Annotated in this window: 24 protein-coding genes; 9 read left to right on the top strand and 15 right to left on the bottom strand. The window is 61.8% G+C overall.

The features are described from left to right. Positions 1-335: 335 nt before the first annotated feature. Positions 336-974 (bottom strand): GNAT family N-acetyltransferase, encoded by a 639-nt coding sequence (locus E1K68_RS11370; protein WP_003190598.1) that lies wholly within the window; start codon positions 972-974, stop codon positions 336-338. 48 nt (positions 975-1,022) lie between these two features. Between E1K68_RS11370 and E1K68_RS11365 the strand changes: the two genes are divergently transcribed. Then, positions 1,023-1,895, top strand: a complete 873-nt coding sequence (locus E1K68_RS11365) for an undecaprenyl-diphosphate phosphatase (RefSeq protein WP_212614106.1) — start codon at positions 1,023-1,025, stop codon at positions 1,893-1,895. Here the strand turns inward: E1K68_RS11365 and E1K68_RS11360 are convergent. The 5 genes from E1K68_RS11360 to E1K68_RS11340 are packed head-to-tail and all read right to left on the bottom strand — an operon-like array spanning position 1,892 to position 6,338. Then, positions 1,892-2,854, bottom strand: a complete 963-nt coding sequence (locus E1K68_RS11360) for a Dyp-type peroxidase (RefSeq protein WP_212614105.1) — start codon at positions 2,852-2,854, stop codon at positions 1,892-1,894. The two genes, E1K68_RS11365 and E1K68_RS11360, sit on opposite strands and share 4 nt — an antisense overlap. Before the next feature lie 50 nt (positions 2,855-2,904). Beyond that, positions 2,905-3,723 carry a TIM barrel protein gene (locus E1K68_RS11355; protein WP_003190592.1) on the bottom strand — a complete coding sequence of 273 codons (819 nt, stop codon included), beginning with the start codon at positions 3,721-3,723 and terminating at the stop codon, positions 2,905-2,907. 1 nt (position 3,724) lies between these two features. Then, positions 3,725-4,924, bottom strand: a complete 1,200-nt coding sequence (locus E1K68_RS11350; RefSeq protein WP_137205296.1) for an FAD-dependent oxidoreductase — start codon at positions 4,922-4,924, stop codon at positions 3,725-3,727. After that, a complete protein-coding gene (locus E1K68_RS11345; RefSeq protein ID WP_003190586.1) occupies positions 4,921-5,247 on the bottom strand; it encodes a MocE family 2Fe-2S type ferredoxin in 327 nt (108 codons plus the stop codon). The genes E1K68_RS11350 and E1K68_RS11345 overlap by 4 nt, the downstream gene beginning before the upstream one ends. After that, positions 5,244-6,338, bottom strand: coding sequence for a fatty acid desaturase family protein (locus E1K68_RS11340; protein ID WP_094775353.1), 1,095 nt, complete (start codon positions 6,336-6,338; stop codon positions 5,244-5,246). The genes E1K68_RS11345 and E1K68_RS11340 overlap by 4 nt, the downstream gene beginning before the upstream one ends. A 161-nt stretch (positions 6,339-6,499) precedes the next feature. On the opposite strand from E1K68_RS11340, the gene E1K68_RS11335 reads away from it, so the two are divergent. Then, positions 6,500-7,549, top strand: a complete 1,050-nt coding sequence (locus tag E1K68_RS11335; RefSeq protein WP_212614104.1) for a LacI family DNA-binding transcriptional regulator — start codon at positions 6,500-6,502, stop codon at positions 7,547-7,549. A gap of 18 nt (positions 7,550-7,567) precedes the next feature. Here E1K68_RS11335 and E1K68_RS11330 read toward each other — a convergent pair whose 3' ends face one another. Beyond that, positions 7,568-9,529, bottom strand: coding sequence for a sigma 54-interacting transcriptional regulator (locus tag E1K68_RS11330; RefSeq protein ID WP_212614103.1), 1,962 nt, complete (start codon positions 9,527-9,529; stop codon positions 7,568-7,570). 187 nt (positions 9,530-9,716) lie between these two features. Between E1K68_RS11330 and E1K68_RS11325 the strand changes: the two genes are divergently transcribed. Genes E1K68_RS11325 through E1K68_RS11315 form a run of 3 tightly spaced genes read left to right on the top strand, consistent with a single transcriptional unit; the run spans position 9,717 to position 12,458 of the window. Continuing rightward, positions 9,717-10,733 (top strand): Gfo/Idh/MocA family oxidoreductase, encoded by a 1,017-nt coding sequence (locus E1K68_RS11325; RefSeq protein ID WP_212614102.1) that lies wholly within the window; start codon positions 9,717-9,719, stop codon positions 10,731-10,733. Continuing rightward, entirely contained in the window at positions 10,733-11,512 is a 780-nt protein-coding gene (locus E1K68_RS11320) for a TIM barrel protein (RefSeq protein WP_034135331.1), read from the top strand. The genes E1K68_RS11325 and E1K68_RS11320 overlap by 1 nt, the downstream gene beginning before the upstream one ends. Before the next feature lie 19 nt (positions 11,513-11,531). Further along, positions 11,532-12,458, top strand: coding sequence for a sugar ABC transporter substrate-binding protein (locus tag E1K68_RS11315; protein WP_212614101.1), 927 nt, complete (start codon positions 11,532-11,534; stop codon positions 12,456-12,458). Positions 12,459-12,577: 119 nt separating this feature from the next. Here the strand turns inward: E1K68_RS11315 and yghU are convergent, their stop codons facing one another. The 5 genes from yghU to E1K68_RS11290 are packed head-to-tail and all read right to left on the bottom strand — an operon-like array spanning position 12,578 to position 17,576. Then, positions 12,578-13,405, bottom strand: a complete 828-nt coding sequence (gene yghU, locus E1K68_RS11310; RefSeq protein WP_212614100.1) for a glutathione-dependent disulfide-bond oxidoreductase — start codon at positions 13,403-13,405, stop codon at positions 12,578-12,580. A 44-nt stretch (positions 13,406-13,449) separates the two neighbouring features. Then, positions 13,450-14,550 (bottom strand): agmatine deiminase family protein, encoded by a 1,101-nt coding sequence (locus E1K68_RS11305; protein ID WP_003190575.1) that lies wholly within the window; start codon positions 14,548-14,550, stop codon positions 13,450-13,452. An 8-nt stretch (positions 14,551-14,558) separates the two neighbouring features. After that, positions 14,559-15,641 (bottom strand): extracellular solute-binding protein, encoded by a 1,083-nt coding sequence (locus E1K68_RS11300; RefSeq protein WP_003190573.1) that lies wholly within the window; start codon positions 15,639-15,641, stop codon positions 14,559-14,561. Continuing rightward, complete coding sequence (gene aguB / locus E1K68_RS11295; RefSeq protein WP_212614099.1) at positions 15,638-16,519, bottom strand: N-carbamoylputrescine amidase; 882 nt, start codon at positions 16,517-16,519, stop codon at positions 15,638-15,640. The genes E1K68_RS11300 and aguB overlap by 4 nt, the downstream gene beginning before the upstream one ends. 4 nt (positions 16,520-16,523) lie before the next feature. Continuing rightward, positions 16,524-17,576 carry an agmatine deiminase family protein gene (locus E1K68_RS11290; RefSeq protein WP_003190568.1) on the bottom strand — a complete coding sequence of 351 codons (1,053 nt, stop codon included), beginning with the start codon at positions 17,574-17,576 and terminating at the stop codon, positions 16,524-16,526. 134 nt (positions 17,577-17,710) lie between these two features. Between E1K68_RS11290 and E1K68_RS11285 the strand changes: the two genes are divergently transcribed. The 3 genes from E1K68_RS11285 to E1K68_RS11275 are packed head-to-tail and all read left to right on the top strand — an operon-like array spanning position 17,711 to position 19,734. Next, on the top strand, positions 17,711-18,577 hold the full coding sequence (locus E1K68_RS11285) for a LysR substrate-binding domain-containing protein (RefSeq protein ID WP_003190567.1): 867 nt from the start codon (positions 17,711-17,713) through the stop codon (positions 18,575-18,577). Beyond that, positions 18,574-19,107, top strand: coding sequence for a G/U mismatch-specific DNA glycosylase (gene mug / locus E1K68_RS11280; protein WP_003190566.1), 534 nt, complete (start codon positions 18,574-18,576; stop codon positions 19,105-19,107). The genes E1K68_RS11285 and mug overlap by 4 nt, the downstream gene beginning before the upstream one ends. A 30-nt stretch (positions 19,108-19,137) precedes the next feature. Then, complete coding sequence (locus E1K68_RS11275) at positions 19,138-19,734, top strand: glutathione S-transferase family protein (RefSeq protein WP_003190565.1); 597 nt, start codon at positions 19,138-19,140, stop codon at positions 19,732-19,734. A gap of 132 nt (positions 19,735-19,866) precedes the next feature. On the opposite strand, the gene E1K68_RS11270 is transcribed toward E1K68_RS11275, so the two are convergent. Further along, positions 19,867-20,634: an SDR family oxidoreductase gene (locus E1K68_RS11270; RefSeq protein ID WP_003190563.1), complete on the bottom strand. Its 768-nt coding sequence runs from the start codon at positions 20,632-20,634 to the stop codon at positions 19,867-19,869. A gap of 138 nt (positions 20,635-20,772) precedes the next feature. Between E1K68_RS11270 and E1K68_RS11265 the strand changes: the two genes are divergently transcribed. Further along, positions 20,773-21,921, top strand: coding sequence for an aldose epimerase family protein (locus E1K68_RS11265; protein WP_169855245.1), 1,149 nt, complete (start codon positions 20,773-20,775; stop codon positions 21,919-21,921). 115 nt (positions 21,922-22,036) lie between these two features. Here the strand turns inward: E1K68_RS11265 and araH are convergent, their stop codons facing one another. Together araH and E1K68_RS11255 are read right to left on the bottom strand one after the other, a co-directional pair. Continuing rightward, entirely contained in the window at positions 22,037-23,005 is a 969-nt protein-coding gene (araH, locus tag E1K68_RS11260) for an L-arabinose ABC transporter permease AraH (protein WP_003190560.1), read from the bottom strand. Between the two features lie 9 nt (positions 23,006-23,014). Beyond that, on the bottom strand, positions 23,015-24,012 hold a 998-nt coding region (locus E1K68_RS11255), incomplete at its 5' end, for an ATP-binding cassette domain-containing protein (protein ID WP_244858798.1).

Below are 24,012 nucleotides of genomic sequence, written 5' to 3'. Positions count from 1 at the left end.
ATCCATTCCTGCGGTAACGGCCACTTAGGGTTCCGCTCTGACAGCGGGTCACTTTTGGAAAAGAGCCCGGAATGCCGGCCCAGCCAAAAGTAACCAAAAGGGCTCTTGCCCCACCACTCGGCACCTCGCTTAGGCTCGGTGTGCCCGTAATCCGCCGGCATCCCTGCCGGTTTACCCCCCAAATCCCTGTCGAATTCCGGCCAGCGTGGTTTAACGGGGCGCCTGAGATCAAGATCAAAAGCAGATCAAGAGCAAGATCAAGAGCGGCTCGCTTCGCATCGTGGTTACCGTTGATCGCTACAGCGTTGTTTAGATATGGAGAAAGCCCCCGCCCGTCAATGCAACGAAGCCCGGGTAATCAGGTAGTTCACCAATTGCGGCTCATCGTCAAGTTCAATGCTCTGCACCGGGCGCGGCAGGTTGTCCAGCACCGTGCGCCAGAACGCCTGGGACACTTCGTCCTGATCATAGAAACGCACCAGCCAATTGCGCTCGCCGCTGCACAGCACCTGGCTGGCGATGGCGCGGCCGATGCCCTTGCGGCGGTAGCGCTTGAGGATGAACAGGTCGGCCAGTTCCAGGGCGTCGATGCCCGGTAGTTCGCTGCCTTCGATCAACAGGAAACCGGCGATGTAGCCGTCTACCAGCAGCAGGTTGGCGCTCCATTGCGGGTCGCTCCAGTAGCGGGCCAGGTGTTCGTCGTGGATGTAGAAACGCCCATCGGCCTCGACATCTTCCTGTTCCCAGTCCGAAGACTCGTAGGCGTAATACTGGTAAAGATTGCGGATCAGTTCGGCTTCTTCGGGGCCGGTCTGGATCAATTCGACGGTGGTTTCAGGCATGGGGCTCTCGGTGGAAAAACGCAGGGCGCCATTGTTCACAAAAGTGCTGCCCACGCCAATGGCCTGGCGAATCCTTTCTATTGGCTGAACCGATTGCAAATAGCAGTTGCCCTGGCCGAAATTCTGAAACATTTAGAATAAACTTCGCCGGTTTCTCCCTATTGCTCAAGGACACGTATTTTGACCAACGTCTGTACCGCCGGCCTGGATGTGGGCTTTGCCTCCCTGGATTACCTGCAGATCTTCATCCTGGGCGTGATCCAGGGCATTACTGAATTGCTGCCGGTGTCGTCCACCGCCCATATGCGCGTGGTGCCCGCCCTGCTCGGCTGGCAAGACCCCGGCTCGGCGTTTTCTGCGGCCATGCAATTGGCGGCGTTGGCGGCGGTGGTCAGTTACTTCTGGCGCGATGTGCGCCAGGTCACCACGGGCAGCATCAGTGCGGTGCGCCGGGGCGACTACAACGACCGCTGGCTCAAGCTGGCGGTGGCCATCGTGCTGGCAACCGTACCGATTGGCATCGCCGGCCTGGCGTTGTCGTCGACCTTGAATGCGTGCAACTCACCCTTGCGCGGGCTGATGGTGATCGGCATTTCCTGCGTGGTGATGGCGGTATTGCTGGCCCTGGCGGAAGTGCGCGCCCGCCATACCCGCGACGTAAGCCAGATGCGCTTGCGCGATGCGCTGATCGTGGGGGTCGCGCAGATCGGCGCGTTGATTCCCGGCGTATCGCGTTCGGGCTCTACGTTGACCGCAGCGCTGTTCCTGAACTTCAAACGCGAAGAGGCGGCGCGTTTTTCCTTCCTGTTGGGCTTGCCGGCCATCGCCCTGGCCGGCTTGAAAGAGTTGTGGGTGCTGCTGCGCGCCGACCTGCCCGTCCACGCCTGGCCGCACTTGATCTTTGGCCTGGTGGTGGCCAGCGTCTCGGCGTTCTTCGCGATCTGGGGCCTGATGAAGTTTCTGGAACGGTTCTCCACCTGGCCGTTCGTGATCTACCGTGCGCTGCTGGGGATCTTCCTGATTGTGGCGGTCAGCACCGGATTGTTGAGTTAAGCCGCCGGTTCGCGGTCGGCCAGCGCTTCGAGCAAGTCGGCCGAAGGCACGAAGAACAGGCCGCCGGTCACGGCCGTGCTGAAGTCGAGCAAGCGATCGTAGTTGCCGGCCGGGCGGCCGACGAACATGTTTTCCAGCATCTGTTCCAGGGGCTCAGGCGAGCGTGCGTAGCCGATGAAATAAGTGCCGAATTCGCCCGCGCCAGGGCGGCCAAAGGGCATGTTGTCGCGCAGGATCTTCACTTCCTCGCCGCTCTCGTCGGTGATGACGGTCAGCGCGCTGTGGGAGTTGCTCGGCTTGGCGTCTTCGTCCAGTTCGATGTCCGACAATTTGGTGCGCCCGATCACCTTCTCTTGAGCCTCCACCGTCAAGCCATTCCACGCGGTCATGTTGTGCAGGTATTTCTGCACCAGCACATAGCTGCCGCCTTCGAACTCAGGGTCTTCATCGCCTACCAGGGTAAAGGCCTCGGCCTTGCGCCCCACCGGGTTCTCGGTGCCGTCGACGAAACCGATGATGCTGCGCATATCGAAGTACCGAAAGCCCTGGACCTCATCCACCACTTTCACGCTATCACCCAGGGCCGTCATCAGTTGGGCCGCCAGCTCGAAACACAGGTCCATCTGCTCGGCACGGATATGCAGCAGGATGTCGCCTGGGGTCGACACCGCCTTGCGCCCTTGCACACCGAACTCGCGAAACGGATGCAAGGCCGCCGGGCGCGGCGCGCCGAACAGGCGGTCCCAGGCATCCGAGCCAAACCCGCAAACGCAAGTCAGGTTGCCCGAGGGCACGCGCTTGCCTACCGAGCGCACCAGGCCTGCGATGTCGGCGCACCAGGCCCGCACGTGTTCAACCGCATCGGGCGCCAGGGTGGCGACCATGAAGATCGCGCTGCTGGTGATCGGATGGCACACCGATTGCGGTTCGAGCGGGGGGCGGACGGGGCAGGTTTTCATGAAGGCGATCCACTGGCTAAGGTCGGTTTGAACCCCGGCAGGTTAGCAGATCATCCCTGACAACTGGCCCACACCTGGCGAATCAGCGCTTTGAGCTTCAAAGCCTCGGCCCAGCGATCGGTGAGCTCGCGACCATCCACGCCAGTGATCGCATAAGGTGGCGGGCCCAGTTCGCAGGTGAAGGACAGGCTCTGGGGTGTCTCGGCGCGGGCCAGCCAGTCTTCGATCCCGTAGCGCCACCAACCGGTAAAGCGCTCCACCCACGGCTGATGCTGGGGAAAATCCAGGCCTACCTGCACCTGCTCACTGCTGGCGATGCGGCCATGAAAGCCCCAGCTGTGACGCAAGATGGTGCGTATCTGTTCGTCGTCTTCCACACTGCCGGGCTCGGGCAATTCGCGGCCAACTACGTAGTGGGACAGGTCAGCGAGCAGTTTCAAATCGGGCATCTGTGCCAGCAAGTCGAGGGTGAACAGCAGATCGTTAGTGAGCCGATAGCGATGGGTTTCCAGCAAAATCTGGAAGTCCACCTGTTCGGCCAGGCGTTGCCAGCCGTCGATCAGCCTGGCCGCCTCGGCCTGGGTACGCGGGCGCACGTCGGCTTGCAAGGTGAGGTGGTGACAGCCGTAACGGCTGATCACCTCCAATGCCCTGGCCAGATCATCCACCGATTGTGGGAACAGTTGCCCTTCAATCTGCAAGCCCCTGGCCGTGGCCGCCGCGTGTAGGCGCTGCACCGATGCCGGGGCCCAGTAATGGTCGGTGATGCCGTCAAAACCGGCGGCAGCGATTCGATCCAGTTGTGCTTCGAGGCTGCCGGGCTCGGTTTGCATGGCCCACATCGATTGGAATACTAAAAACTGGCGCATGTCAGCCTCGCAGTAGTTGCTTCAGGGAGACGTCAGGGTCGGCCAGGCTGGCCGGGTTGAGCGGGATGTGGGCGGTGATCAAGCGCTCGCACAGTTTGATGTCCTTGGCTGCGCGGTTACCCAAGGCCCAACCGCAGGCGCCCTGCAAACGGTGATGGTCGTCAAGGTAGAACAGCAGCAGACCACCGTCGGGCAAATCCCGGCGAACCGTCAGTGCCGCCATCACCCCGACGGTGTGCAAACCCCACGCGTATTGATCGGACCAAAAACCCGGGATCGTCTCGTACGCTAACGCCCGCCCCAGCAGGTTCAACGCCGCGAGACGGCCCTGGGCTTCGGCGTTGCGCCAGGTTTCTTGCCGTTGATAAAGGCCCTCCAGGCGAAACTCGCACACGTCTCCCGCCGCGTAGATATCCGCCGCACTGGTGCGCAGGTGCGCGTCGACACGTATGCCCTGCCCGACGTCCAAGCCTGCCGCTGCGGCCAACTCGATGTTGGGCTGCATGCCGATGCCGACCACCACCAGGTCGCAGGGCAGCCGTTGCCCGTCGACCAGTTGCACGGCGTCGGCGTGGATGCACTCCAGGGCGACGTCCAAACGCACGTCCACACCTTGTTCACGGTGCAATGCCAGCAGCGCCTCACTGATCACCGGCGGCAACACCCGCCCTGCCAGCCGTGGCCCGGCTTCCAACACTGTGACCTCGCAGCCCAGGCCCCGCGCCGTCGCCGCCACCTCCAAGCCAATAAATCCACCGCCAACCACCACCAGCCGAGCGCCAGGACGCAGCCCATCGCGCAGGGCCAAGGCTTCATCGTGGGTGCGCAGATAAAAGACATTCGCCTGCTCTTGGGGCAAACGCCGCGCCCGGCCTCCGGTGGCCAGCAGCAGGCCGGCATAGCTCAACCACTGGCCGTCGGCCAGTTGCAGCCGGTGGTGCTGGGGCTCCAGGCGGCTGACCGGGTTGGCAGCGATATGCTCGATACCGAGCGCCGCAAACTGGTGGCTGTCGCACAGGCTGCATTGCGCCAGGTCGGTCGAGCCTTGCAGCAAACCCTTGGACAACGGTGGCCGCTCGTAGGGCAGATGCGCTTCATCGCCGATCAGGATCAAGCGCCCGCTGTAGCCTTCTTCACGCAAAGTCAGTGCCGCACGGCCACCAGCATGGCCGGCGCCGACGATGATCAGGGGCGCGTTCATCCTTCGGCCGTGACGGCGAGCTGCACCCGCCCCGCATCCACCCGCACGGGGTAGGTCTTGAGGTTCACGCACACCGGCGCGCCCAGGGCCTTGCCAGTGCGGTAATCAAAGCGCCCGTTGTGCTTGGGGCACTCGATCACATGGTCCATCACCAGGCCGTCGGCCAGGTGGATTTTCTCGTGGGTGCACAGGCCGGCGGTGGCGAAGAATTGGTTATCGGCAGAACGGAATACCGCGTAGGTCTGCGCGCCGTGGTCGAAGCGCAGCACGTCTTCTGCTTCTATTTCGCCCACGGCGCAGACGTCGATCCATTGATCGTTCATGCATTTATCTCCAATGACTGGCTTTCACTCTGTGGCGAGCGAGCTTGCTCGCCACGGGTGGGGCGTTGGACGAAGTAGCTGGGGTCGCTGCGCTGGCGCCAGATCGTCGGAATGATTTCCTGGTAGGCCTGCCACAGGTTGGCATACGGCGGCGGGCAGTCGCTGCGGATCTCTTCGTGCAGTTGGCTGAGCGCGTGGTACGGCACCATCGGGTACATGTGGTGTTCGAGGTGGTAGTTCATGTTCATGTAGATAAAGCGCAGCACGCGGTTCATGTAGATGGTGCGGCAATTGCTGCGGTGGTCGAGCACATCTTCGGCCAGGCCCACGTGCTGGCTGAGGCCAAACAGGTAGCCGAGCCACGCGCCATAGAGGCTGGGCAGGCCCACCAGCATCAGCGGCAACCAGCTGTGCAGGTACAGCGCAGTGCCAATGATCACAGCGTAAAGACCGACCCAGATACGCGCATCTCGGTACACCTTGGGCCATTCGGATTCGGGGATGAAGTCGCGCTCCTGGGCACTCATCCGCCCGAGCGCATGGCGGGCCACGCCGCTGAAGGTCTTCCAGGCCAGGGGCAGGTTGAACAGGCTGAGGGCCATCATCCATAAGCTGGGCGGGCGCGGTTCGACGATCTCGGGGTCACGGCCGACGACGATGGTGTCGGTGTGATGACGGGCATGGCTCCAGCGCCACACGTGGGGTTCGAAGAGGCACATGAAGCTCGCCACCTGATACAGCGCATCGTTCATCCAGCGGGTCTTGAACGCCGTGCCGTGGCCGGTTTCGTGCCAGCGCGGGTTGGAGGCCGTGCCGTAGAGCACACCATAAGCGATAAAGAATGGCACGCAGGCCCAACTGCCCCAGAACCAGTAGCCGCCGACACCGGTGGCCAACAACGTCGAGCACCACAGGGCGGTGTCGAGCAAAGCCGGAGCGTCGCGGCGTTGCATCAGGGCTTTCATGCGATTGCGCGGGATGGGCGACTGGTACCAACGGGCCGAGACCAGGCCCTTGTCGGCGGCGCGGGCCGCTTCGGGGCCGGTGAGGCTGTAGTCGCGCCGAGCGCGGTGAGCGGTGTGTCCAGGCATTGTTATTGTTCTCCGCAAGCGTGGGTTTCAGGGGCTTTGCGAAACCAACGATAGAGCGCGGCTAAATCACCCTCAAGGCCTTGAATCCATTCCCTATCAAGCTATCATCCAGGCCCAGCGGGGCTTGATAGTTTTCTATCAAGACGCTCAAGGGGCCTGCCATGCACAACAACAAACGCCCAACCATCGCCACCGTCGCCGCCCATGCGGGGCTCAGCGTAGCCACCGTCGACCGCGTGTTGAACGCCCGCGCGCCGGTCAACCCCGGCACGGCCGAACAGGTGTTCCAGGCTGCCGAAGCGGTGGGCTATTTCGCCGCACGGCTGATCGGCCAGCGCATTCGCGAACGTCGGCCCACCTACCGTTTCGGCGTGCTGTTGCTGGGGACCGCCCAAGCGTTCTATGCGCAGTTGGCCCACGCCATCAGCGAGGCAGCGCAGCATCACGCCACCGCCAACCTGAGCTGCCAGTTCGACTACATCAAAGACCGCACGCCCGGCGCCATCGTCGCGCAAATCGAACAACTGGCCGTGCAGTGTGACGCCCTCGCGGTGGTCAGCTTCGCCCACCCATTGATCAACGCCTGCCTGGCGCAGATCCGCACAGCGGGCGTGCCGGTGGTGGCCCTGCTCTCGGACATCCATGAACACGCCGCCGAACCCTATGTGGGCCAGGACAACCACGTGGTCGGGCGCACCATGGGCTGGCTGCTGGCGCGCACCTGCGGCGCACGCAAAGGCAGCGTGGGCATCCTGTTGGGCGGCCATCGTTTTCTCGGCCATCAGGCACGGGTCGAGGGTTTGCACAGCTACCTGGCCGAACACGCGCCGGGGCTCAAGCCGTTGGAGCCGCTGATCAACCTGGACAACTGCGACATCACCGAAGAAGCCACCCTCGACCTGCTCAGCCGTCATACCGACCTGCGTGGGTTATGCGTGGTCGGCGGGGGTGGCGACGGTGTGATCAACGCCTTGGCGCAACTGCCCAAGCGCCCGGCGCTGTGCTGCATCCTGCAAGAGTCCACGCCGTTGTCACGCCAGGCATTGAGCAACGGCTTGATTGATGTGGTGATGGACTCGCAGCCACGGCAGACGGCCGTGGCGCTGGTGGAGTTGCTGGTGCGCTTGCAGAGTGATGAGGGGTTTGACCCTTTGAAGCACCGCGTGCATATACCGCCGCAGATAGTGACGTCGGAAAACCTGTGCAACTGATCGGTTTGGCTTGAGGTTTCAGCGCTCACGGAAATCGGCGGCGCTCAAGCCAAACCGACTCATTTTGTTGTACAGCCCGCCCCGCGACACATCCAGTTGCTGTGCGGCCAGGCGAATGTTGCCGCGGGTGCTGGTGAGCGCGGCAACGATGGCGTGCATTTCATGGCTGCTCAAATCCTGCGCGGGCTGGGGCTGGTAGGCGCGCAACGTGGTGCGTTGCGGGGTTTCCAACGGCAAATCAGCCGATTGGATCAGCTCGCCCATCGCCAGGTTGGTCGCCCGCTCAATGACGTTCTCCAGTTCCCGCACGTTGCCCGGCCAACCATGGGCTGACAGCAACGCCAACGCATCCGGGGTGAAACCTTGCACGGCTTTACGGAGCGAGCGGGCACAGCGCTGCAGGAAGTGGCGCGCCAGCAGTGGGATATCGTCACGGCGCATACGCAGTGGCGGCACGCTCAGGTTCAGCACGTTGAGTCGGTAGTAAAGGTCTTCACGAAACGCGCCCTCGGCCACCGCCTGGCTCAGGTTGCGATGGGTAGCCGCGATGATGCGCACGTCGACTTGCCGCGATTGCTTGGCCCCGACGCGGGTGATTTCACCCTCCTGCAAAACCCGTAGCAGGCTGACCTGGGCGTCGAAGGACATGTCGCCGATTTCATCCAGGAAGATGGTGCCGCCATCCGCCAGTTCGAACTTGCCTGCAGCCCCACCCCGCGCCGAGCCGGTGAATGCGCCTTCGACGTGGCCAAACAGTTCACTTTGCACCAGGTCCCGTGGGATCGCGCCGCAGTTGACCGCCACAAACGGACCGTTACAACGCTCGCTGCCGTTATGAATGGCTTGGGCAAACAGTTCCTTGCCGGTGCCGCTTTCGCCGAGGATCAAGGTGGTGGACTCGCTGCGACTGGCAATGCGCCCCAGGTGCAGAGCGTCTTGTATCGCCCGTGAGGTGCCCAGGATGGTCTCGAAGGTATAGCGGGCCTGGGTGCCGATAATGCGCCGGGTAATCTCGCGGATACGGCGGTTTTCGCGCACCGACACAATCACCCCACCCTGCTCCAGTGGACATAGCGAAACGAGGCAGGCGAGTTGGCTGCCGTCGTGCAGGTGGAAGGTGCAATCGAGGTCGCGCACAGGCTCACCCAGCGCGTCGCTCAGTTCACTGCGGCCCAGGCGCTGGAAAGGACTGCCGATCAACTCGCGCCCCACCCCGAACAGGTGCCGCGCATAACGGTTGAGCGCCTTGATGCAGCCACGCTCATCGAGCACCACCAAACCTTCGTTGAGCACTTCGAGCACGGCCTGTTGTTCTTCCAGCAACAGCTGCAGCGCCATCTGCCGCGACACCGCTTCGGCCGCCGCTTGAACGGTGCCCAGGGTATGGAAGTGAAACCAGCCGGGCTCGGCGGTCAGGGTGAGCATGGCCAGGGTCTGGCCTTGGGCATCCTTGATCGGCGCGGCGGCGCAGTGCATGTGGCGCTGGCGCAGGCCGCTGGCGAAATTTTCTTCCGCCAGCACATACACCAGGCGATCTTCGGCCAGGGCCAGGCCGGTGCAGTTGGTGCCTTGCACCGATTCGAGCAAGCGACTGCCCACCGGGGTGATGTCCAGCCCGCAGAAGTACAAGGTCGTCCCATCGGCGTCCGTGAGGTTGATATGCCCGCGCGGGTTGTAAGCCAGCAATCCATGCATGACCTGCGCGGCGGCGGCGATCAGGGCGCGATGGTGGGCCAGGGTCGCCGCGAGCGCATGAGGCGCAACAAAGCGGTAGTCGTTGTTACCGGGCTCGATACCCGCCTCGACACTGCGTCGCCAGGAATCCCAGATGACCTGGCGTACCCCGTCGGGACGCACGACTTGGCCAGCCAGGCACTCTCGCCACGCCTGTTCCAACGCGGCGATGGGCCCGTCGTTCAGCGCGGCAGGCCCCAGGTTCGTGAGGTATTCGAGGTCTTGCACACTGAACGCCTGGGTCATTGCGGTTATCCATGTCCATATTTTCGACATGTCAGTATAGACATGTCATAAAAATGAACACTTTTTGTTTGATTAAAATAATAAGCCTTTATAAATCAACCACTTATAAATTGGCACACGCCTTGCTCCTGCCCCTGTGTCACCCAGGACTGTCCTGGGGGCCCACAACAACAAAAGGGGTCGTTTCATGAGTACACAGAACATCCGCCTGGGCTTGATCGGTGCCGGCCGCATGGGCAGCTTCCATGGCCTTACCGCTGCACGCCATATCCCCGGTGCCTGCCTCGCCGCCATCGCCGATCCCGTCCCAGGCCAGGCCGCTCGCCTGGCAGCGGAACTGGGGGTGGACAAGGCCTACACCGACCCGCAACAGCTGCTGGACGACCCGGACATCGACGGCGTGCTTATCGCCGCCCCTGCCCGTAGCCACGCGGAGCTGGTGATCAAGGCCGCACGTGCCGGCAAGGGCATCTTCTGCGAAAAGCCCATGGCGATTACCCTGGACGAAGCCGACCGCGCCATCGCCGCCGCTGCCGATGCACGGGTGCCCTTGCAGGTCGGCTTCAATCGGCGCTTCGCCAAGAGCTTTCGCACCGCGCACCTCGACGTCGTCGCCGGACGTATTGGCACGCCACAGCTGCTACGCTCGCTGACCCGCGACCCGGCGCTGAACAACCCGGCCAACTCACCGCAATGGGTGATCTTCCTCGAAACCCTGATCCACGACTTCGACACCCTGCGCTATCTCAACCCTGGGGCCGAAGTGGTCCAGGTGCAGGTGATGGCCGACGCGCTGATTGCCCCGCAATTCAAAAGCCAAGGCTTGCTCGACACCGCCGTGGTCACCCTGCGCTTTGACAACGGCGCCATTGCCACCGCCGAAGCCAGCTTCCAGGCCGTGTATGGCTACGACGTGCGCGGCGAAGTGTTCGGCAGCAAGGGCATGCTGAGCATGGGCAGCCTTAACGACTGCGACCTGGTGCGCTACCTGGCCGAGGGCATCCAGGCAGACACCCAGCGGATGGACACCGACCTGCTGCGCGACGCCTACATCGCCGAGCTCAACCACTTTGTCGACTGCCTGCGCAGCGGCGCCAAGCCCCTGGCCAGCGGTGAAGATGCGCGTGCAGCCCTGGCAATTGCCCGTGCCTGCATTGAGTCGTACCAAACCGGCAGGGCCGTGGCCGTTCAAGGAGCCCTTTGATGATGCCGTTCAAATTGGCCGTCAGCGCCGAAATGGTGTTCCTCGACCTGCCTTTCATCGAACGCGTTAAACGTATTCATGCCCTGGGCTTCAGCGCCGAAATCTGGAGTTGGGCCGACAAGGACATCAACGCCTTGGCGGCGACGGGCGCGGACTTCACCTCGATGACCGGCTACCTCAGCGGCACCCTCACCGACCCCGACGGCATCCGCCAATTGCTCGACAGCGCCCGTGAGTCGCTGGGCATTGCCGAGCGACTCAATTGCCCCTGCCTCAACCTGCATGGCACGGGCCTGGGTGAAGGCGGCCTGCCCGTGCAGCCCGTCAGCCACACCACCGGGCGCATGTGGCTGAGCGCATGCAAAAGCCTGGAGAAAATCGCGCGCCTGGGGGAAGACGCCGGCCGCGTGTTCCTGCTGGAAAACCTCAACACCGCCGTCGACCACCCAGGTACACCGTTTGCACGTGCCGACGACACCCTGGCCCTGATCGAAGCCGTCGGCAGCCCGCATTTGAAGATGAACCTGGACCTGTACCACGCGCAGATTGGCGAAGGTAACCTGATCGAATTGATCCAGCGCGCTGGCAGCGCCATCGGCGAAATCCAGGTGGCTGACGTGCCTGGGCGCAAGGAGCCCGGCACGGGCGAGATCCACTACCCGGCCATTGCCCGGGCCTTGCACGCCATGGGTTACACCGGTGTGGTCGGCCTGGAGGGCTGGGCCAGCGGCGACAGCGAGACGGCCCTGGAGCGTTTCCGCCAGGCATTCACCCTATAACAATAAAAGGAACAGCCTCATGCACCGTTATTCATTACTAGTGGCCGCGCTGTTATTGATGTTCAGCCAGTGGTCCTTCGCTGCCTATCGCATCGGCGTGAGCATTGCCCGGGTGGACGATAACTTCATGACCTATGTGCGCACCGGCCTGGAGGCGGCAGCGAAACACCAGGACGTGCAGATCCAATTCGAAGACGCCCAGGGCGATGTGGTGCGCCAGCTCAATCAGGTCGAAGGGTTTCTCAACCAGAAAGTCGATGCGGTCATCGTGCTGCCGGTGGACACCGCTGCCACCGCCAACATCACCCGCGCCGCCGTGGCGGCGAAGACGCCGCTGGTGTACGTCAACCGCCACCCGGATGAGCGTACGCTGCCTGAGGGCGTGGTTACGGTGGCCTCCAACGACATCGAAGCGGGGCAATTGCAGATGCGCTATCTCGCACAAAAACTGGGCGGCAAGGGCAATGTGGCGATCATCATGGGCGACCTTGCACAGAACGCCACCCATGACCGCACCGAGGGGGTCAAACAGGTGCTCAAGGACTTCCCGGGGATCAAGGTCGTCGAGCAGCAAAGCGCCGAATGGCAGCGCAGCAAGGGAATGGACCTGACCAGTAACTGGTTGCTGGCCGGCACCGCGTTCAATGCCATTGTCGCCAACAACGATGAAATGGCGATTGGCGCGGCCATGGCCTTGCAGCAAGCGGGCAAGGCCAAGGGCGAGATTGCGATTGTCGGCATCGACGGCTTGCCCGATGGCCTGGCGGCGATCAAGCGCGGGTTGTTGGCGGGCTCAGTGTTTCAGGACCCCAAGGCCCAGGCTGCCCAGGCCGTGCAAGCGGCGGTGCGGATGATCAAGGGCGAGCAAGTTGACGCACAGGTGTGGGTGCCATTTGAGCTGATCACGCCTGAGCAGGTGGAGGTGTTTGAGCAGCGCTACAAATAACGCAGCTTTGTAGGAGCGAGCTTGCTCGCGAAAAACGCCCAGACGCCGCGCTCATCCAGGAAACACGCGTTATCGTTGACGTTTTTCGCGAGCTTGCTCGCTCCTACCTGGTTATCGTATCAATCCAGGTCACGTGCATCATGCCGCTCGGGCAACTGATCATCGCCCGACACCCGGTTCACCCGCCGTCCACGCTGCACCGCCGGCCGTGCGTCAATCGCATCCGCCCAGCGCTGCACATGTTTGTATTCATGCACCGACAAAAAATCCGCCGCGCCATACAAACGGCCTTTGACCAACCCACCGTACCAAGGCCATATCGCGATGTCGGCAATGGTGTATTCATCCCCGGCGATGTATTGGCTGACCGCCAGGCGCTTATCCAGCACATCCAGTTGGCGCTTGGTCTCCATGGCAAAGCGGTTGATCGGGTATTCCATCTTGCTTGGCGCATAGGCATAGAAATGCCCAAAGCCGCCCCCCAGGTAAGGCGCGCTGCCCATCTGCCAGAACAGCCACGACAGGCATTCAGCCCGGGCGGCGGGCTCCGTTGGCAGGAACGCACCGAACTTCTCGGCCAGGTACTGCAAAATCGCGCCTGATTCGAACACGCGAATCGGCGTGGCGCCGCTGTGGTCCATCAGTGCAGGAATCTTCGAGTTCGGATTCACCGCCACAAAGCCACTGCCGAACTGGTCGCCGTCGCCGATCTTGATCAGCCAGGCATCGTATTCGGCGCCGCTGTGCCCCAGGGCCAGCAGCTCTTCCAGCAGGATCGTGACCTTCTGCCCATTGGGCGTGGCCAGGGAGTATAACTGCAGCGGGTGCTTGCCCACCGGCAGCGGCTTTTCGTGGGTGGCGCCGGCGATGGGTCGGTTGATGCTGGCGAAGGTGCCGCCGCTTTCGGCGTCCCAGGTCCAGACTTTGGCAGGTACGTACTCGGTCATAATCAATGCTCCAGAGGCGCTTGTGATCAACGAAGCGTTCCAGACTAAACCAAAGGTTGATGACTCGTCACACAGTGAATGCCACCGCCACCCGCTGCGATAGCGTCAATATTGATCTGCACCACCTTGCGGCTCGGATACAGCCGCGACAGCAGCTCCAGCGCCTTGCGGTCCGCCAGTGGGTCGCCGAACTCAGGCGCGATTACCGCATCGTTGATCACGAAGTAATTGATATAGCCCGCGGCGAAATCCGGGTTGCCTTGGCTGAACTTGCTTTTACGCGGCTTGAGCGGCGGCGATACGGTATGCACCTGCAACGGGCGACCATCGGCGTCGGTGGCGTTCTTGAGCATTTCCAGGTGTGCCAGGGTGACCTTGTGGTCATAGGACTGCGGGTCGGTGTCGAGATTGGCCAGCACCACGCCGGGAGACACAAAGCGTGCGTAGAAATCCACGTGGGCGTCGGTGATGTCCTTGCCCTTGATACCCGGCAGCCAAATGATTTTACGCAAGCCCAGGCGCTCCTTGAGTTCGGCCTCCACCTCAGCCTGGCTCCAGTCGGGGTTGCGATTGCGATTGATCCAACTGCTTTGCGTCATGATGCCGGTGCCCAGGCCATCCACTTCAATGCCACCGCCCTCGCCCACCAGTTCGCTGCGCCAGTAGCGGGCCCCAGTGTGTTCGGCAATCTGGGCAGCCAGTTGCGCATCCTCGGCGTGCTGCTGTTTGTTGCCCCACCCGTTGAAGTTGAAATCCACCGCCCCCAGCGCTCCGGTGCCATCAATCACGAAATTGGCGCCGGTGTCGCGTATCCAGATGTCGTCCAGCTCGGTCTCGACAAAGGTGATGTTGCGCGTGCCGCAATGTTTTTCCGCCAGCACCCGCTCGTCTCCACGGCAAAACACGGTCACCGGCTCATACTCGGCAATCGCCCGGGCGATACGGCCCAGCGCTGCTTGAACATCGGCGGTAAAGTCCTCCCAGATGGCCTCCTGGGCACCAAAGGCGATAAACGCCTGGCGGTGTTTTTCACCCTCGTCGGGCATATAGAAGCGGCCACTGACAGCGGCACGTACGTAAGGAGCAATCAGGCTCATCGCTGCGACCACGCTGGTGTGTTTGAGGAAGGTTCGACGGGTTGGCATGGGGGTCTCTACTGAAGAGGGGCGGTCTTGAATTTAGTCCATACGCGCATACGTGCACGCATATCGGCCTGGGGGATATCTTTGCCAGCGATCAACCGTTCAAAGGTGGCGGCATCTGGGTAAATATCCGGGTTGTCGCGCAGACTGGCCTCCACCTGCGGTCGCGCCTTGGCATTGGCGGTGGGATAGCCGGTCAGGTTGGTGATAGCGGCCATGTTCTGCGGGCGCATCACAAAGTTGATAAAAGCGTAGGCGTATTCCGGGTGCCGGGCATCGACGGGAATCGCCATGGTGTCCATCCAGACTGTCGTGCCCTCGCGGGGGATGTGATAGCCGAAGGTCACCGCCTTGCCGGCCGCATCGGCGGCACGCTGGGCCTGGGTCATGTCGCCACTGTAGCCCAGGGACAGGCACAGGTTGCCGTTGACCAGATCGGTCACCGGTTGCGACTGGAACTTGCGAATAAAGGGGCGCAGCTTGAGCAACAGTGCACTGGCCGCAGCCAGATCTTCGGGCTTGGCACTGCGCGGGTCGCGGCCCAGGTAGTTAAGCACCACCGCGAGCACTTCATCCGGCGAGTCAATCAGGGAGATGCCGCAATCGGCGAATTGGGCGGCAAACTCGGGCTTGAACAGTAGATCGAGGCTGTTGACCGGCGCGTTCGGCAGGCGCTGGAGGATCTGCTCGGTGTTGTAGGTCAGGCCGATGGTGCCCCAGGTATAGGGCACCGTGGCCTTGTTTGAATTGACGTAGTGCGCACGCAACGCCTGCAGGCCCGGTTCAATGTCCCCCAGGGCCGTGAGCCTGGCAGGGTCCAGGGCCTGCAGGCTGCCGGCACGCATCAGGCGCTCGGCCACTGTGTCGCCTGGGAAGATCAAGTCATAGCCACTGCCTCCGGCCATCAGCTTGGCTTCCAGGGTTTCACTGCTGTCCATCACATCGTAGATCACCTGGATACCGGTTTCGGCGGTGAACCTGGACAAGGTGTCAGGGGCAAAATAATCGGCCCAGTTATACAGCTTCAAGGTCTTGTCATCAGCCACGGCACAGGCGCTGGTGAGGATGAGGGCACAGCTCAACAGGCGTTTCATGATAGGCGCCCATCCAGGGTCAGCAGCGCACCGTACAAGTCCGGGCGACGGTCACGGTATATGCCCCAGGTCAGGCGCTCTTCGCCCATGGTGGCCAGGTCCAGGCTGTGCACGAGTACGCCCGTGCTGTCGCGGTCGGCTTCGGCCAACAGCTTGCCTTTGTGATCGCAGATAAACGATGAACCATAAAAATCCATTTGCAGGCTCGCATTACTGTTCGCCACTTCGCGCCCGACGCGGTTGGCCGCCACCACCGGCAGCAGGTTGGCCGCCGCGTGCCCGCGCATGGTCATCTGCCAATGGTCGCGGGAATCGAGGCTGGCACAGCCGGGTTCCGAACCGATGGCGGTGGGAAACAGCAGTACCTCGGCGCCCTGTAATGCCAGGCAGCGCGCGGTTTCCGGAAACCACTGGTCCCAGCAGATACCGATGCCCAGGCGCCCGAAGGCGCTGTCCCACACGCGAAAACCGGTGTCACCGGGGCTAAAATATTCCTTCTCCTGGTAGCCGATGGCGTTGGGAATATGGCTCTTGCGGTACACCCCAAGCAATCGCCCGTCAGCGTCCGCCACACTCAGGGAGTTAAAGAACGCTTTGCCGGCTTTTTCGAACCAGCTCAGTGGCAGCACGACGCCTAACTCCTTGGCCAATGCAGCAAAGCGTTTGAGCACTTGGCTGTGCTGATACTCCTCGGCCAAGGCCAGGTGCTGATGCCGTTGTTCGATGCAGAAATACGGCGTAGCGAATAGCTCCTGCAACAGGATTACCTGGGCGCCCTTGGCGGCTGCGTCGCGCACCAGTTGCTCGGCGCGGTCGAGGTTACTCGGTAAATCCCAGGTGCAAGGCATCTGGGTAGTGGCAATCGTCAATAGACGCATGGCATTACCCCTTCAATGGCCAGGCAGGCTGTTGTTGGGTGATGCAATGCACACCGCCGCCGCCATGGGCCAGGTGGTTGATGCGCACCGGTACGATCTCGCGGTCCGGAAAAGCCTGGCCCAGGACATTGGCCGCGACCTGATCCGCGGCGATTCCATAGGCAGGCATGATGATTGCGCCATTGGCGATATAGAAGTTGGTGTAGGAGGCGCAGAACACCTCGGCGTCAGTGTTCACGGCCTCGGTAGCCTCATACAGCTCGATCAGCTCAAAACGACGGCCCTGAGCGTCGGTGGCCAATTCCAGGACGCGACGATTTTCCCGCGCAACTTGGGCATAGACCGAGCTGTGGTCGTGGGTCGCGTCCACCAGCAACACGCCGGGGCGGGCGAACGCGCAGATGCCGTCGACATGCCCATCCGTCATGTCGCCGGTAACGTAGTTCGGGTCGCCGGGCAACCAGATCGTCTTCTTGATACCCAGCCAGCGCGCGAACACCTCCTCGATGTCAGCCTTGGTCACGCCAGGGTTGCGGTTGGGATTGAGCAGCACCGATTCGGTGGTGATCAAGGTGCCCTCGCCGTCCACATGGAGGGCACCGCCCTCATTGCTCAACGGCATGCCGAAGCAGACAAGCCCGAGGTGATTGAGCACTCGACGGGCCAGGCTTTCATCCCATTCATGGGCCGACTTTGCGCCCCAGGCATTGAAGCGCCAGCTCACACCGGCCAGCCCCTGTTGCGGGTGACAGATAAAGGACGGGCCGGAGTCGCGGCACCAGCTGTCGTTGACCGCCTGGGGAATCAGTTCAATCCGCGGGCCGCACAAGGCGATGGCACTGGCAACCGCCGAAGGGTCGACAACCATCTTCACCGGCTCAAAGCGTGCAATGGCAGTGGCTACCCGCGCGAAGTCCTGCTGCACCTGCGCCAACGTCACGCCCCAAGTGTTCTCCCACAACGCCTGGTTATGAGGCCAGACCATCCAGGTCGCCGCATGCCGGCACCATTCCGCGGGCATCCGCCACCCCAGGTTTTCAACTTCATCCATCTGCATGACAAGTACCTTTGAGTTAAGTCATTGTGTTCAGTGAAAGCTACCCACGGGCTAATGACAGGCATGCTACGGTGAAGAAATAGCGCAAACAAACGATGAATTTTGCGCAAAACTGATTAGAGGAACTTATCAGCATGCTCAACCACTGGCCGCCCCTCGGCACCCTTCGCGGCTTTGAAGCCGCCGCTCGGCTGGGCAGTTTTCACAAAGCCGCCGAAGAGCTGCACTTGACCCAATCGGCAATCAGCCAGCAGATTCGCAGCCTGGAGGCGTACCTTGAACAGCCGCTGTTTTTTCGCAGCGGGCGCAGCGTCAGCTTGACCGACGCCGGCCAGGATTTCCTCAGCACCACCCAGGCCTTACTGCAACAACTGGCCGTCGGCGTGCGGCGCCTTGGGCAATACCGCAAACCCAATCAATTGGTGCTCAACACCACGCCGACCTTCGCCCGGCATTGGCTGTTGCCCCGCCTGGCCGACTTTCGCCGCCAACACCCGCAGGTCGATCTATGGATTTTCAGCACCGACGAAGTGCCAGACATGGCCAGCCAGACCATCGATTTGGCGGTGCGCGACGACATCAGCTCCCAGGCCGAATGCAGCTTCAAGGTGCTGCATATCGACCGGCTGTTTCCGGCATGCCACCCGCAGGTGCTGGAGGTGCCTCTTGAGCAACGCACCACCTTGCACGGTGAGCGGGAAATGGACTGGAGCCACTGGGCGGTGGAAGCCGGGATTGATGTGGGCCAACAGGACCAGGGCCTGAATTTTTCCGACCCCGGTTTATTGCTGGATGCGGTGTGCACCGGGTTGGGGATTGGCCTGGTAAGCCAGTTGCTCAGCCGCCAGGGGCAAGCCAAAGGTTTGCTTACGCCGTTGGTAGACGCCACCATTCGCGGCCCCAGCTGGGCGCTACTGACCCATCGCGACAGCGAGAACGACCCCCTGGCGCGGTGTTTTATCGAGTGGCTATCGAGCCATTTGCAGGGAGATGCGGCATGAACGACCGACTCGACGACCTCCTCGCCGACCACTTGCATGTCCTGTTCTGCGGCATCAACCCTGGCAAGGGCTCCGCCGCCCTCGGCCTGCATTTTGCCAATCGCAGCAACCGCTTCTGGCGCACCGTGCATTTGGCCGGTTTCACGCCCCATGAAATCCGCCCGCAAGACGGTGCCACCTTGCTGCACTACGGTTGCGGATTGACCACCTTGGTGGCACGTCCAACGGCCAGTGCAGGCGAGTTGGCGCGGCATGAGTTCCAGGACGCGGCGGCGGCGTTCGAACACAAGATCCGCCGCCATGCCCCGCGCTTCGTCGCGTTCCTCGGCAAGCCCGGCTATAGCGCGCTGAGCGGCCAGCGCGAGGTCGCCTGGGGTTTGCAAGCGCAGCCACTGGGCGGGGCCTCGGTCTGGGTGCTGCCCAACCCCAGCGGGCGCAACCTGGCGTTCAGCCTCGATCAATTGGTGCAGGCGTATCGGCTGCTGCACAACGCCGTTGCGCAATCCAGGCCCGCGCCCTTAATCTCGTGAGCCCAACACCCTGTAAGCAATGGAGGCTGCATGAAACTGGTCGGAATGCTGGACTCGCCCTACGTACGCCGCGTGGCTGTTTCCCTGGAGTTATACGGGGTGGACTTTGTTCATGAACCGCTTTCGGTGTTCAGCACTTACGCTGAATTTGCCCAGATCAACCCGGTAGTCAAGGCCCCGACCCTGATGCTGGACGATGGCACGGTGCTGATGGATTCGAGCCTGATCCTCGATTACCTGGAAGCGCTGGCGCCGGCTGACAAGAAGCTGCTGCCCCAACAACCGGCTGCACGCGCCCGCGACCTGCAACTGCTTGGGCTCGCGCTGGCGGCCTGTGAAAAAAGCGTGCAGATCGTCTATGAACACAACCTTCGCCCCGCTGAAAAATTGCATGCGCCGTGGCTTGAGCGCGTTACCGGGCAACTGCTGGCGGCTTATGCGTTGCTGGACAAGCAGCTGGCAGGCAATGAAGCGCTGACCCAGGCGTCGATTACCGCAGCGGTCGCCTGGTCGTTCAGCCAGTTCACCGTGGCCTCGGTGGTAAAGGCCGATGCGTTCCCCAACCTCAAGCGCCATGCTGAACGCCTGGAGCAGCACCCGGCGTTCAAGCGTTACCCCATCGAATGAACTCGCGCTAATGTGTAGGAGCGAGCTTGCTCGCGAAAAACTCATAGACGCCGCGTTTACTCAGGCTACACGCGTTATCGTTGACGTTTTTCGCGAGCAAGCTCGCTCCTACATAGGGCCCTGTTCGCGTCGCTACACCCATCCGCCGTCAACGATAAAGTTCTGCGCCGAGCACATCGCCGAGGCATCCGAGGCCAAAAACAGCGCCATGTTGGCGATGTGTTCCGGCATCACGCTGCCGGGCAGGCACTGGCTGCGGGCGATGAGGTCCTTGGCGGCGTCGTCGACCCACATGGCCAGTTGTTTTTCGGTCATCACCCAACCCGGTACCAAGGTGTTGACGCGGATATGGTTGGGCCCCAGTTCCCGCGCCAGGGCTCGGGTCATGCCGTGGGCGGCAGCCTTGCTGGCGGCGTATACGGGGTAGCCGGCCGAGGCCATCATCCAGCCCACCGAGCCCAGGTTGATGATCGAGCCGCCGCCGGCCTCTTTCATCATCGGCACCACCGCCTTGGCGGCAAAGAAGGCATGTTTGAGGTTGACCGCAATCAGCTGGTCGAACAGGTGCGAGTCGATTTCTTCCAGGCTGTGGCGCACATCGTTCGCTGCATTGTTGACCAGTACCGTAATCGGCCCCAGGGAATGCTCGAAGCGCCCGATCGCCGCGCGGTAGCCGATCTCGTCGGTGATATCGCAGCACTCGAACTCGACACTCTGCCCTTTGGAGTTCAGCAGCGCCGCCAGGCGTTCACCTTGGCTCTGTGCACGGTCCACGAACGCCACCTTGGCACCCTGCGCGGCGAAGGCCCGCACCATGAACTCGCCAATCCCCGAAGCCCCGCCGGAAACCAGCACGGTTTTGTCCTTGAGGTCGGGATAAATCGCTTGCTGGGTAGTCATAACAATCAGTGCTCCGCTTAATTAGTCTTATTTTATTTTGCAAGAACGGCGTTAAAGGCTATAAATCTGCTGTCATATCGACAAAATATCTCAAATTAGTAGAACTATTCCAGCAAAACAACAAAAGGAAGTTCGACCATGAAGCACCCTCGATACCTGCTGTCCGGCCTCGCGCTGTCCATGCTGATCGCCAGCGGTGGCGCGCACGCCGCCGGCCTTAGCAGCGAACACAAACCCTTCGGCAAAACCAATGACGGCACCGCCGTCGAACAGTACGTGTTGCGTAACAGCCATGGCATGCAAGCCACGGTGATCACCTACGGTGGCGTGCTGCAGTCGCTAAAAGTGCCAGACAAACACGGCAAGCTCGACGACGTGGTGCTGGGCTTCGATGACGTGCAAGGCTATCAAGGCGGTACCGCGTTTTTCGGCGCGACCATTGGCCGCTTCGGCAACCGCCTGGCCGGCGGCGCCTTCGAACTCGACGGCAAACGCTACCAGGTACCGCTCAACGACGGCCCCAACTCATTGCATGGCGGCGCCCAGGGCTTCGACAAGCAGGTGTGGCAAGCCAAATCGGTCAAGGACAAAGACTCGGTGGGCGTCACCCTCACCTACCTGTCCAAGGACGGGGAAATGGGCTTTCCGGGCAACTTGAAAACCGAGGTCACCTACCGCCTCAACGACAACAACGAACTGCACATCGACTACACCGCCACCACCGACAAGCCGACGGTGCTCAACCTCACCAACCATAGCTACTTCAACCTGGCCGGTGCGGGCAACGGCGATATTCTCAAGCAGGTCGCCACCTTGCACGCCAGCCACTACACACCGGTGAATGCCACCTTGATTCCCACCGGTGAATTGGCGCCGGTCAAGGGCACGCCCATGGACTTCCTGAAACCGACCGCCATCGGCCAGCACATCAAGGACGACCATCCGCAGCTCAAATTCGCCGAGCCGAAACAGGGTGGCTTCGACTTCAACTGGGCGCTGGATACCAAAGGGAATGTGAAACAGCTGGCCGCCGAAGTGCATGACCCTGAATCAGGGCGGCGTTTGCAGCTCTACACCACAGAGCCCGGCGTACAGTTTTATACCAGCAACTTCCTGGACGGTTCGGTGAAGGGCAAAGGCGGCAAGACCTATCAGCATTGGAGTGGATTTACCTTGGAGACCCAGCACTTTCCCGATGCGCCTAACCAGCCGAGCTTTGCCTCAACGCGTTTGAATCCAGGGCAGACTTACACCCAACACACTATTTTCAAGTTCACCGCTGATTAAACTGTGGGAGCTGGCTTGCCTGCGATAGCGGTGGTTCAGGCAACACTTGTGTAGCCTGTGCCACCGCTATCGCAGGCAAGCCAGCTCCCACATTGGTTTTTCATAGGGCCTGGGTTCAGCGTTGTTTCATGCGGTCGATGACCACGGCCAACAGCAGGATCGAACCACGGATCACATACTGGTAGAAGGTATCGATGTTCTTCAGGTTCATCGCATTCTCGATGATTGCCAGAATCAACACCCCGGCGATCACATGGCGGATCATGCCGATGCCGCCGCTCAGCGACACCCCACCCAGCACGCAGGCCGAGATCACCGTGAGCTCGAAGCCCTGGCCGATCATCGGCTGGCCGGAGGTCATGCGTGAAGCCAGGATGACTCCCGCCAGCGCGCCAATCAGGCCGTGCACGGCAAAGATCAGGATCTTGGTGCGATCAACGTTCACGCCGGCCAGCAGCGCCGCTTCCGGGTTACCGCCGATGGCCATGGTGTTGCGCCCGTAGGTGGTGTAGTTGAGCAGCCAGCCGAAGAACAGGAAGCAGACAATGGTGATCAGAATCGGCACCGGCACGCCGAACAATTGGCCGTTACCGAAGATGAAGAATTGCTCCTGGGACACGCCCACTGCCTTGCCGTCAGCAAAGATATAAGCCAGGCCGCGCACGATCTGCATGGTTGCCAGCGTAGTGATCAAGGCGTTGACCCGCAGCTTGGCGATCACGATGCCATTGATCAGCCCCACCATCAGGCCCATCAGCAGCGCTGCGCCAATGCCCAGCATCACACTGTCGGTATCGCGCATCACAATCGCCGCCACCACCCCGGCGCAGGCGATCACCGAGCCTACCGACAGGTCGAAGTGCCCCGAGGCCAGGCAGAACAGCATGGTGCACGCGGCAATACCGACAGTCGAAATCGCCAGGCCCAGGCCGCGCATGTTCAGCGGCGAGAGGAAGTTATCGATCAGCAGCGCACACAGTACGAAGATGCCCACCGCCGCCAAGAGCATCGCCCAGTTATCGAGCAGTGCGCGCATATCGAGGGGTTTGCGTGCCGAGGGCAACGCGTTGTTTTGAATGGTCATGGTCGTCTCTCAGTTCGCCAGGCCGCGTGGCAAGGCCAGCTGCAGCAGGTTGGATTCAGTCGCGTGCTCGCGCAGTTGTTCGCCGCGCAGGGCGCCTTCGCACAGCACCAGGATGCGGTCGGAGATGCCCATCACCTCCATCAGGTCGCTGGACACCACGATTACCGCAATGCCACTGGCCGCCAGGTTATGGATGATCTGGTAGATCTCCGACTTGGCGCCGATGTCGATACCGCGAGTGGGTTCGTCGAGCAGCAACACCTTCATCGGCATCGACAACCAGCGGCCAAGGATGGCTTTCTGTTGGTTGCCGCCGGACAGGTACATGATCTTCTGCGCCGCGTTCGGCGTTTTGACCCGCATCGCCTGGATCTGCCGGTCGGCGTTACCTTTCTCCCAGCCTTCGCGCAACAGCCAGCCAAAGGTGGAATGGGCGCCACGGGCGCTGATGTTGATGTTTTCAGCGACGCTGCCCAGCGGGATGATGCCCTCTTTCTTGCGATCCTCCGGACACAGCAATACCCCGGCGGCGATGGCGTCGCGGGGTGAGCGCAACTGCAACGGCTCACCACAGAGTTCCAGGCTACCGGCGCTGACGCGCTCCAGGCCGCTGAGCAAGCGGAACAGTTCCGTGCGCCCTGCCCCCACCAGCCCGAACAGGCCCAGGATCTCGCCCTTGCGCACCTGGAAGCTGATCGGCTCACGCAGGCCCGGGCCGAGCAAGCCGTCCACCTTGAGCGCCACCTCGCCTTGCTCACGCACTCGGTAATCGTAGATATCCTGGATATCGCGACCGACCATGCAGGTCACCAACTGGTCATGGGTCAGCGTGCTCATGTCCTCGAAAGTGCGCACATAGCGGCCGTCCTTGAACACCGTCACCGCATCGCAAATACGGAATACTTCTTCCATGCGATGGGACACGTAGAGCACCACTTTGCCCTCGTCGCGCAGGCGCGCGATGATCGCCATCAAGCGGTCGATTTCCCGCGCCGATAAACTGCTGG

This window comes from Pseudomonas sp. B2021 (assembly GCF_018135665.1).
Lineage (GTDB): Bacteria > Pseudomonadota > Gammaproteobacteria > Pseudomonadales > Pseudomonadaceae > Aquipseudomonas > Aquipseudomonas lactis.
The sequence above is the reverse complement of the archived record's forward strand: the minus strand, read 5'-3'. Positions and strand labels throughout refer to the sequence as shown.

Excerpts from the sequence above, each read along its gene's own strand:
- E1K68_RS11340 (WP_094775353.1), bottom strand. The coding sequence starts at position 6,338 with ATGCCTGGACACACCGCTCACCGCGCTCGGCGCGACTACAGCCTCACC.
- E1K68_RS11325 (WP_212614102.1), top strand. The coding sequence starts at position 9,717 with ATGAGTACACAGAACATCCGCCTGGGCTTGATCGGTGCCGGCCGCATG.
- E1K68_RS11285 (WP_003190567.1), top strand. The coding sequence starts at position 17,711 with ATGCTCAACCACTGGCCGCCCCTCGGCACCCTTCGCGGCTTTGAAGCC.
- E1K68_RS11330 (WP_212614103.1), bottom strand. The coding sequence starts at position 9,529 with ATGACCCAGGCGTTCAGTGTGCAAGACCTCGAATACCTCACGAACCTG.
- E1K68_RS11265 (WP_169855245.1), top strand. The coding sequence starts at position 20,773 with ATGAAGCACCCTCGATACCTGCTGTCCGGCCTCGCGCTGTCCATGCTG.
- E1K68_RS11370 (WP_003190598.1), bottom strand. The coding sequence starts at position 974 with ATGTTTCAGAATTTCGGCCAGGGCAACTGCTATTTGCAATCGGTTCAG.
- E1K68_RS11350 (WP_137205296.1), bottom strand. The coding sequence starts at position 4,924 with ATGAACGCGCCCCTGATCATCGTCGGCGCCGGCCATGCTGGTGGCCGT.
- E1K68_RS11290 (WP_003190568.1), bottom strand. The coding sequence starts at position 17,576 with ATGCAGATGGATGAAGTTGAAAACCTGGGGTGGCGGATGCCCGCGGAA.
- E1K68_RS11305 (WP_003190575.1), bottom strand. The coding sequence starts at position 14,550 with ATGCCAACCCGTCGAACCTTCCTCAAACACACCAGCGTGGTCGCAGCG.
- mug (WP_003190566.1), top strand. The coding sequence starts at position 18,574 with ATGAACGACCGACTCGACGACCTCCTCGCCGACCACTTGCATGTCCTG.
- E1K68_RS11315 (WP_212614101.1), top strand. The coding sequence starts at position 11,532 with ATGCACCGTTATTCATTACTAGTGGCCGCGCTGTTATTGATGTTCAGC.
- E1K68_RS11345 (WP_003190586.1), bottom strand. The coding sequence starts at position 5,247 with ATGAACGATCAATGGATCGACGTCTGCGCCGTGGGCGAAATAGAAGCA.
- E1K68_RS11275 (WP_003190565.1), top strand. The coding sequence starts at position 19,138 with ATGAAACTGGTCGGAATGCTGGACTCGCCCTACGTACGCCGCGTGGCT.
- E1K68_RS11300 (WP_003190573.1), bottom strand. The coding sequence starts at position 15,641 with ATGAAACGCCTGTTGAGCTGTGCCCTCATCCTCACCAGCGCCTGTGCC.
- E1K68_RS11335 (WP_212614104.1), top strand. The coding sequence starts at position 6,500 with ATGCACAACAACAAACGCCCAACCATCGCCACCGTCGCCGCCCATGCG.
- araH (WP_003190560.1), bottom strand. The coding sequence starts at position 23,005 with ATGACCATTCAAAACAACGCGTTGCCCTCGGCACGCAAACCCCTCGAT.
- E1K68_RS11360 (WP_212614105.1), bottom strand. The coding sequence starts at position 2,854 with ATGAAAACCTGCCCCGTCCGCCCCCCGCTCGAACCGCAATCGGTGTGC.
- yghU (WP_212614100.1), bottom strand. The coding sequence starts at position 13,405 with ATGACCGAGTACGTACCTGCCAAAGTCTGGACCTGGGACGCCGAAAGC.
- E1K68_RS11355 (WP_003190592.1), bottom strand. The coding sequence starts at position 3,723 with ATGCGCCAGTTTTTAGTATTCCAATCGATGTGGGCCATGCAAACCGAG.
- E1K68_RS11320 (WP_034135331.1), top strand. The coding sequence starts at position 10,733 with ATGATGCCGTTCAAATTGGCCGTCAGCGCCGAAATGGTGTTCCTCGAC.
- E1K68_RS11270 (WP_003190563.1), bottom strand. The coding sequence starts at position 20,634 with ATGACTACCCAGCAAGCGATTTATCCCGACCTCAAGGACAAAACCGTG.
- aguB (WP_212614099.1), bottom strand. The coding sequence starts at position 16,519 with ATGCGTCTATTGACGATTGCCACTACCCAGATGCCTTGCACCTGGGAT.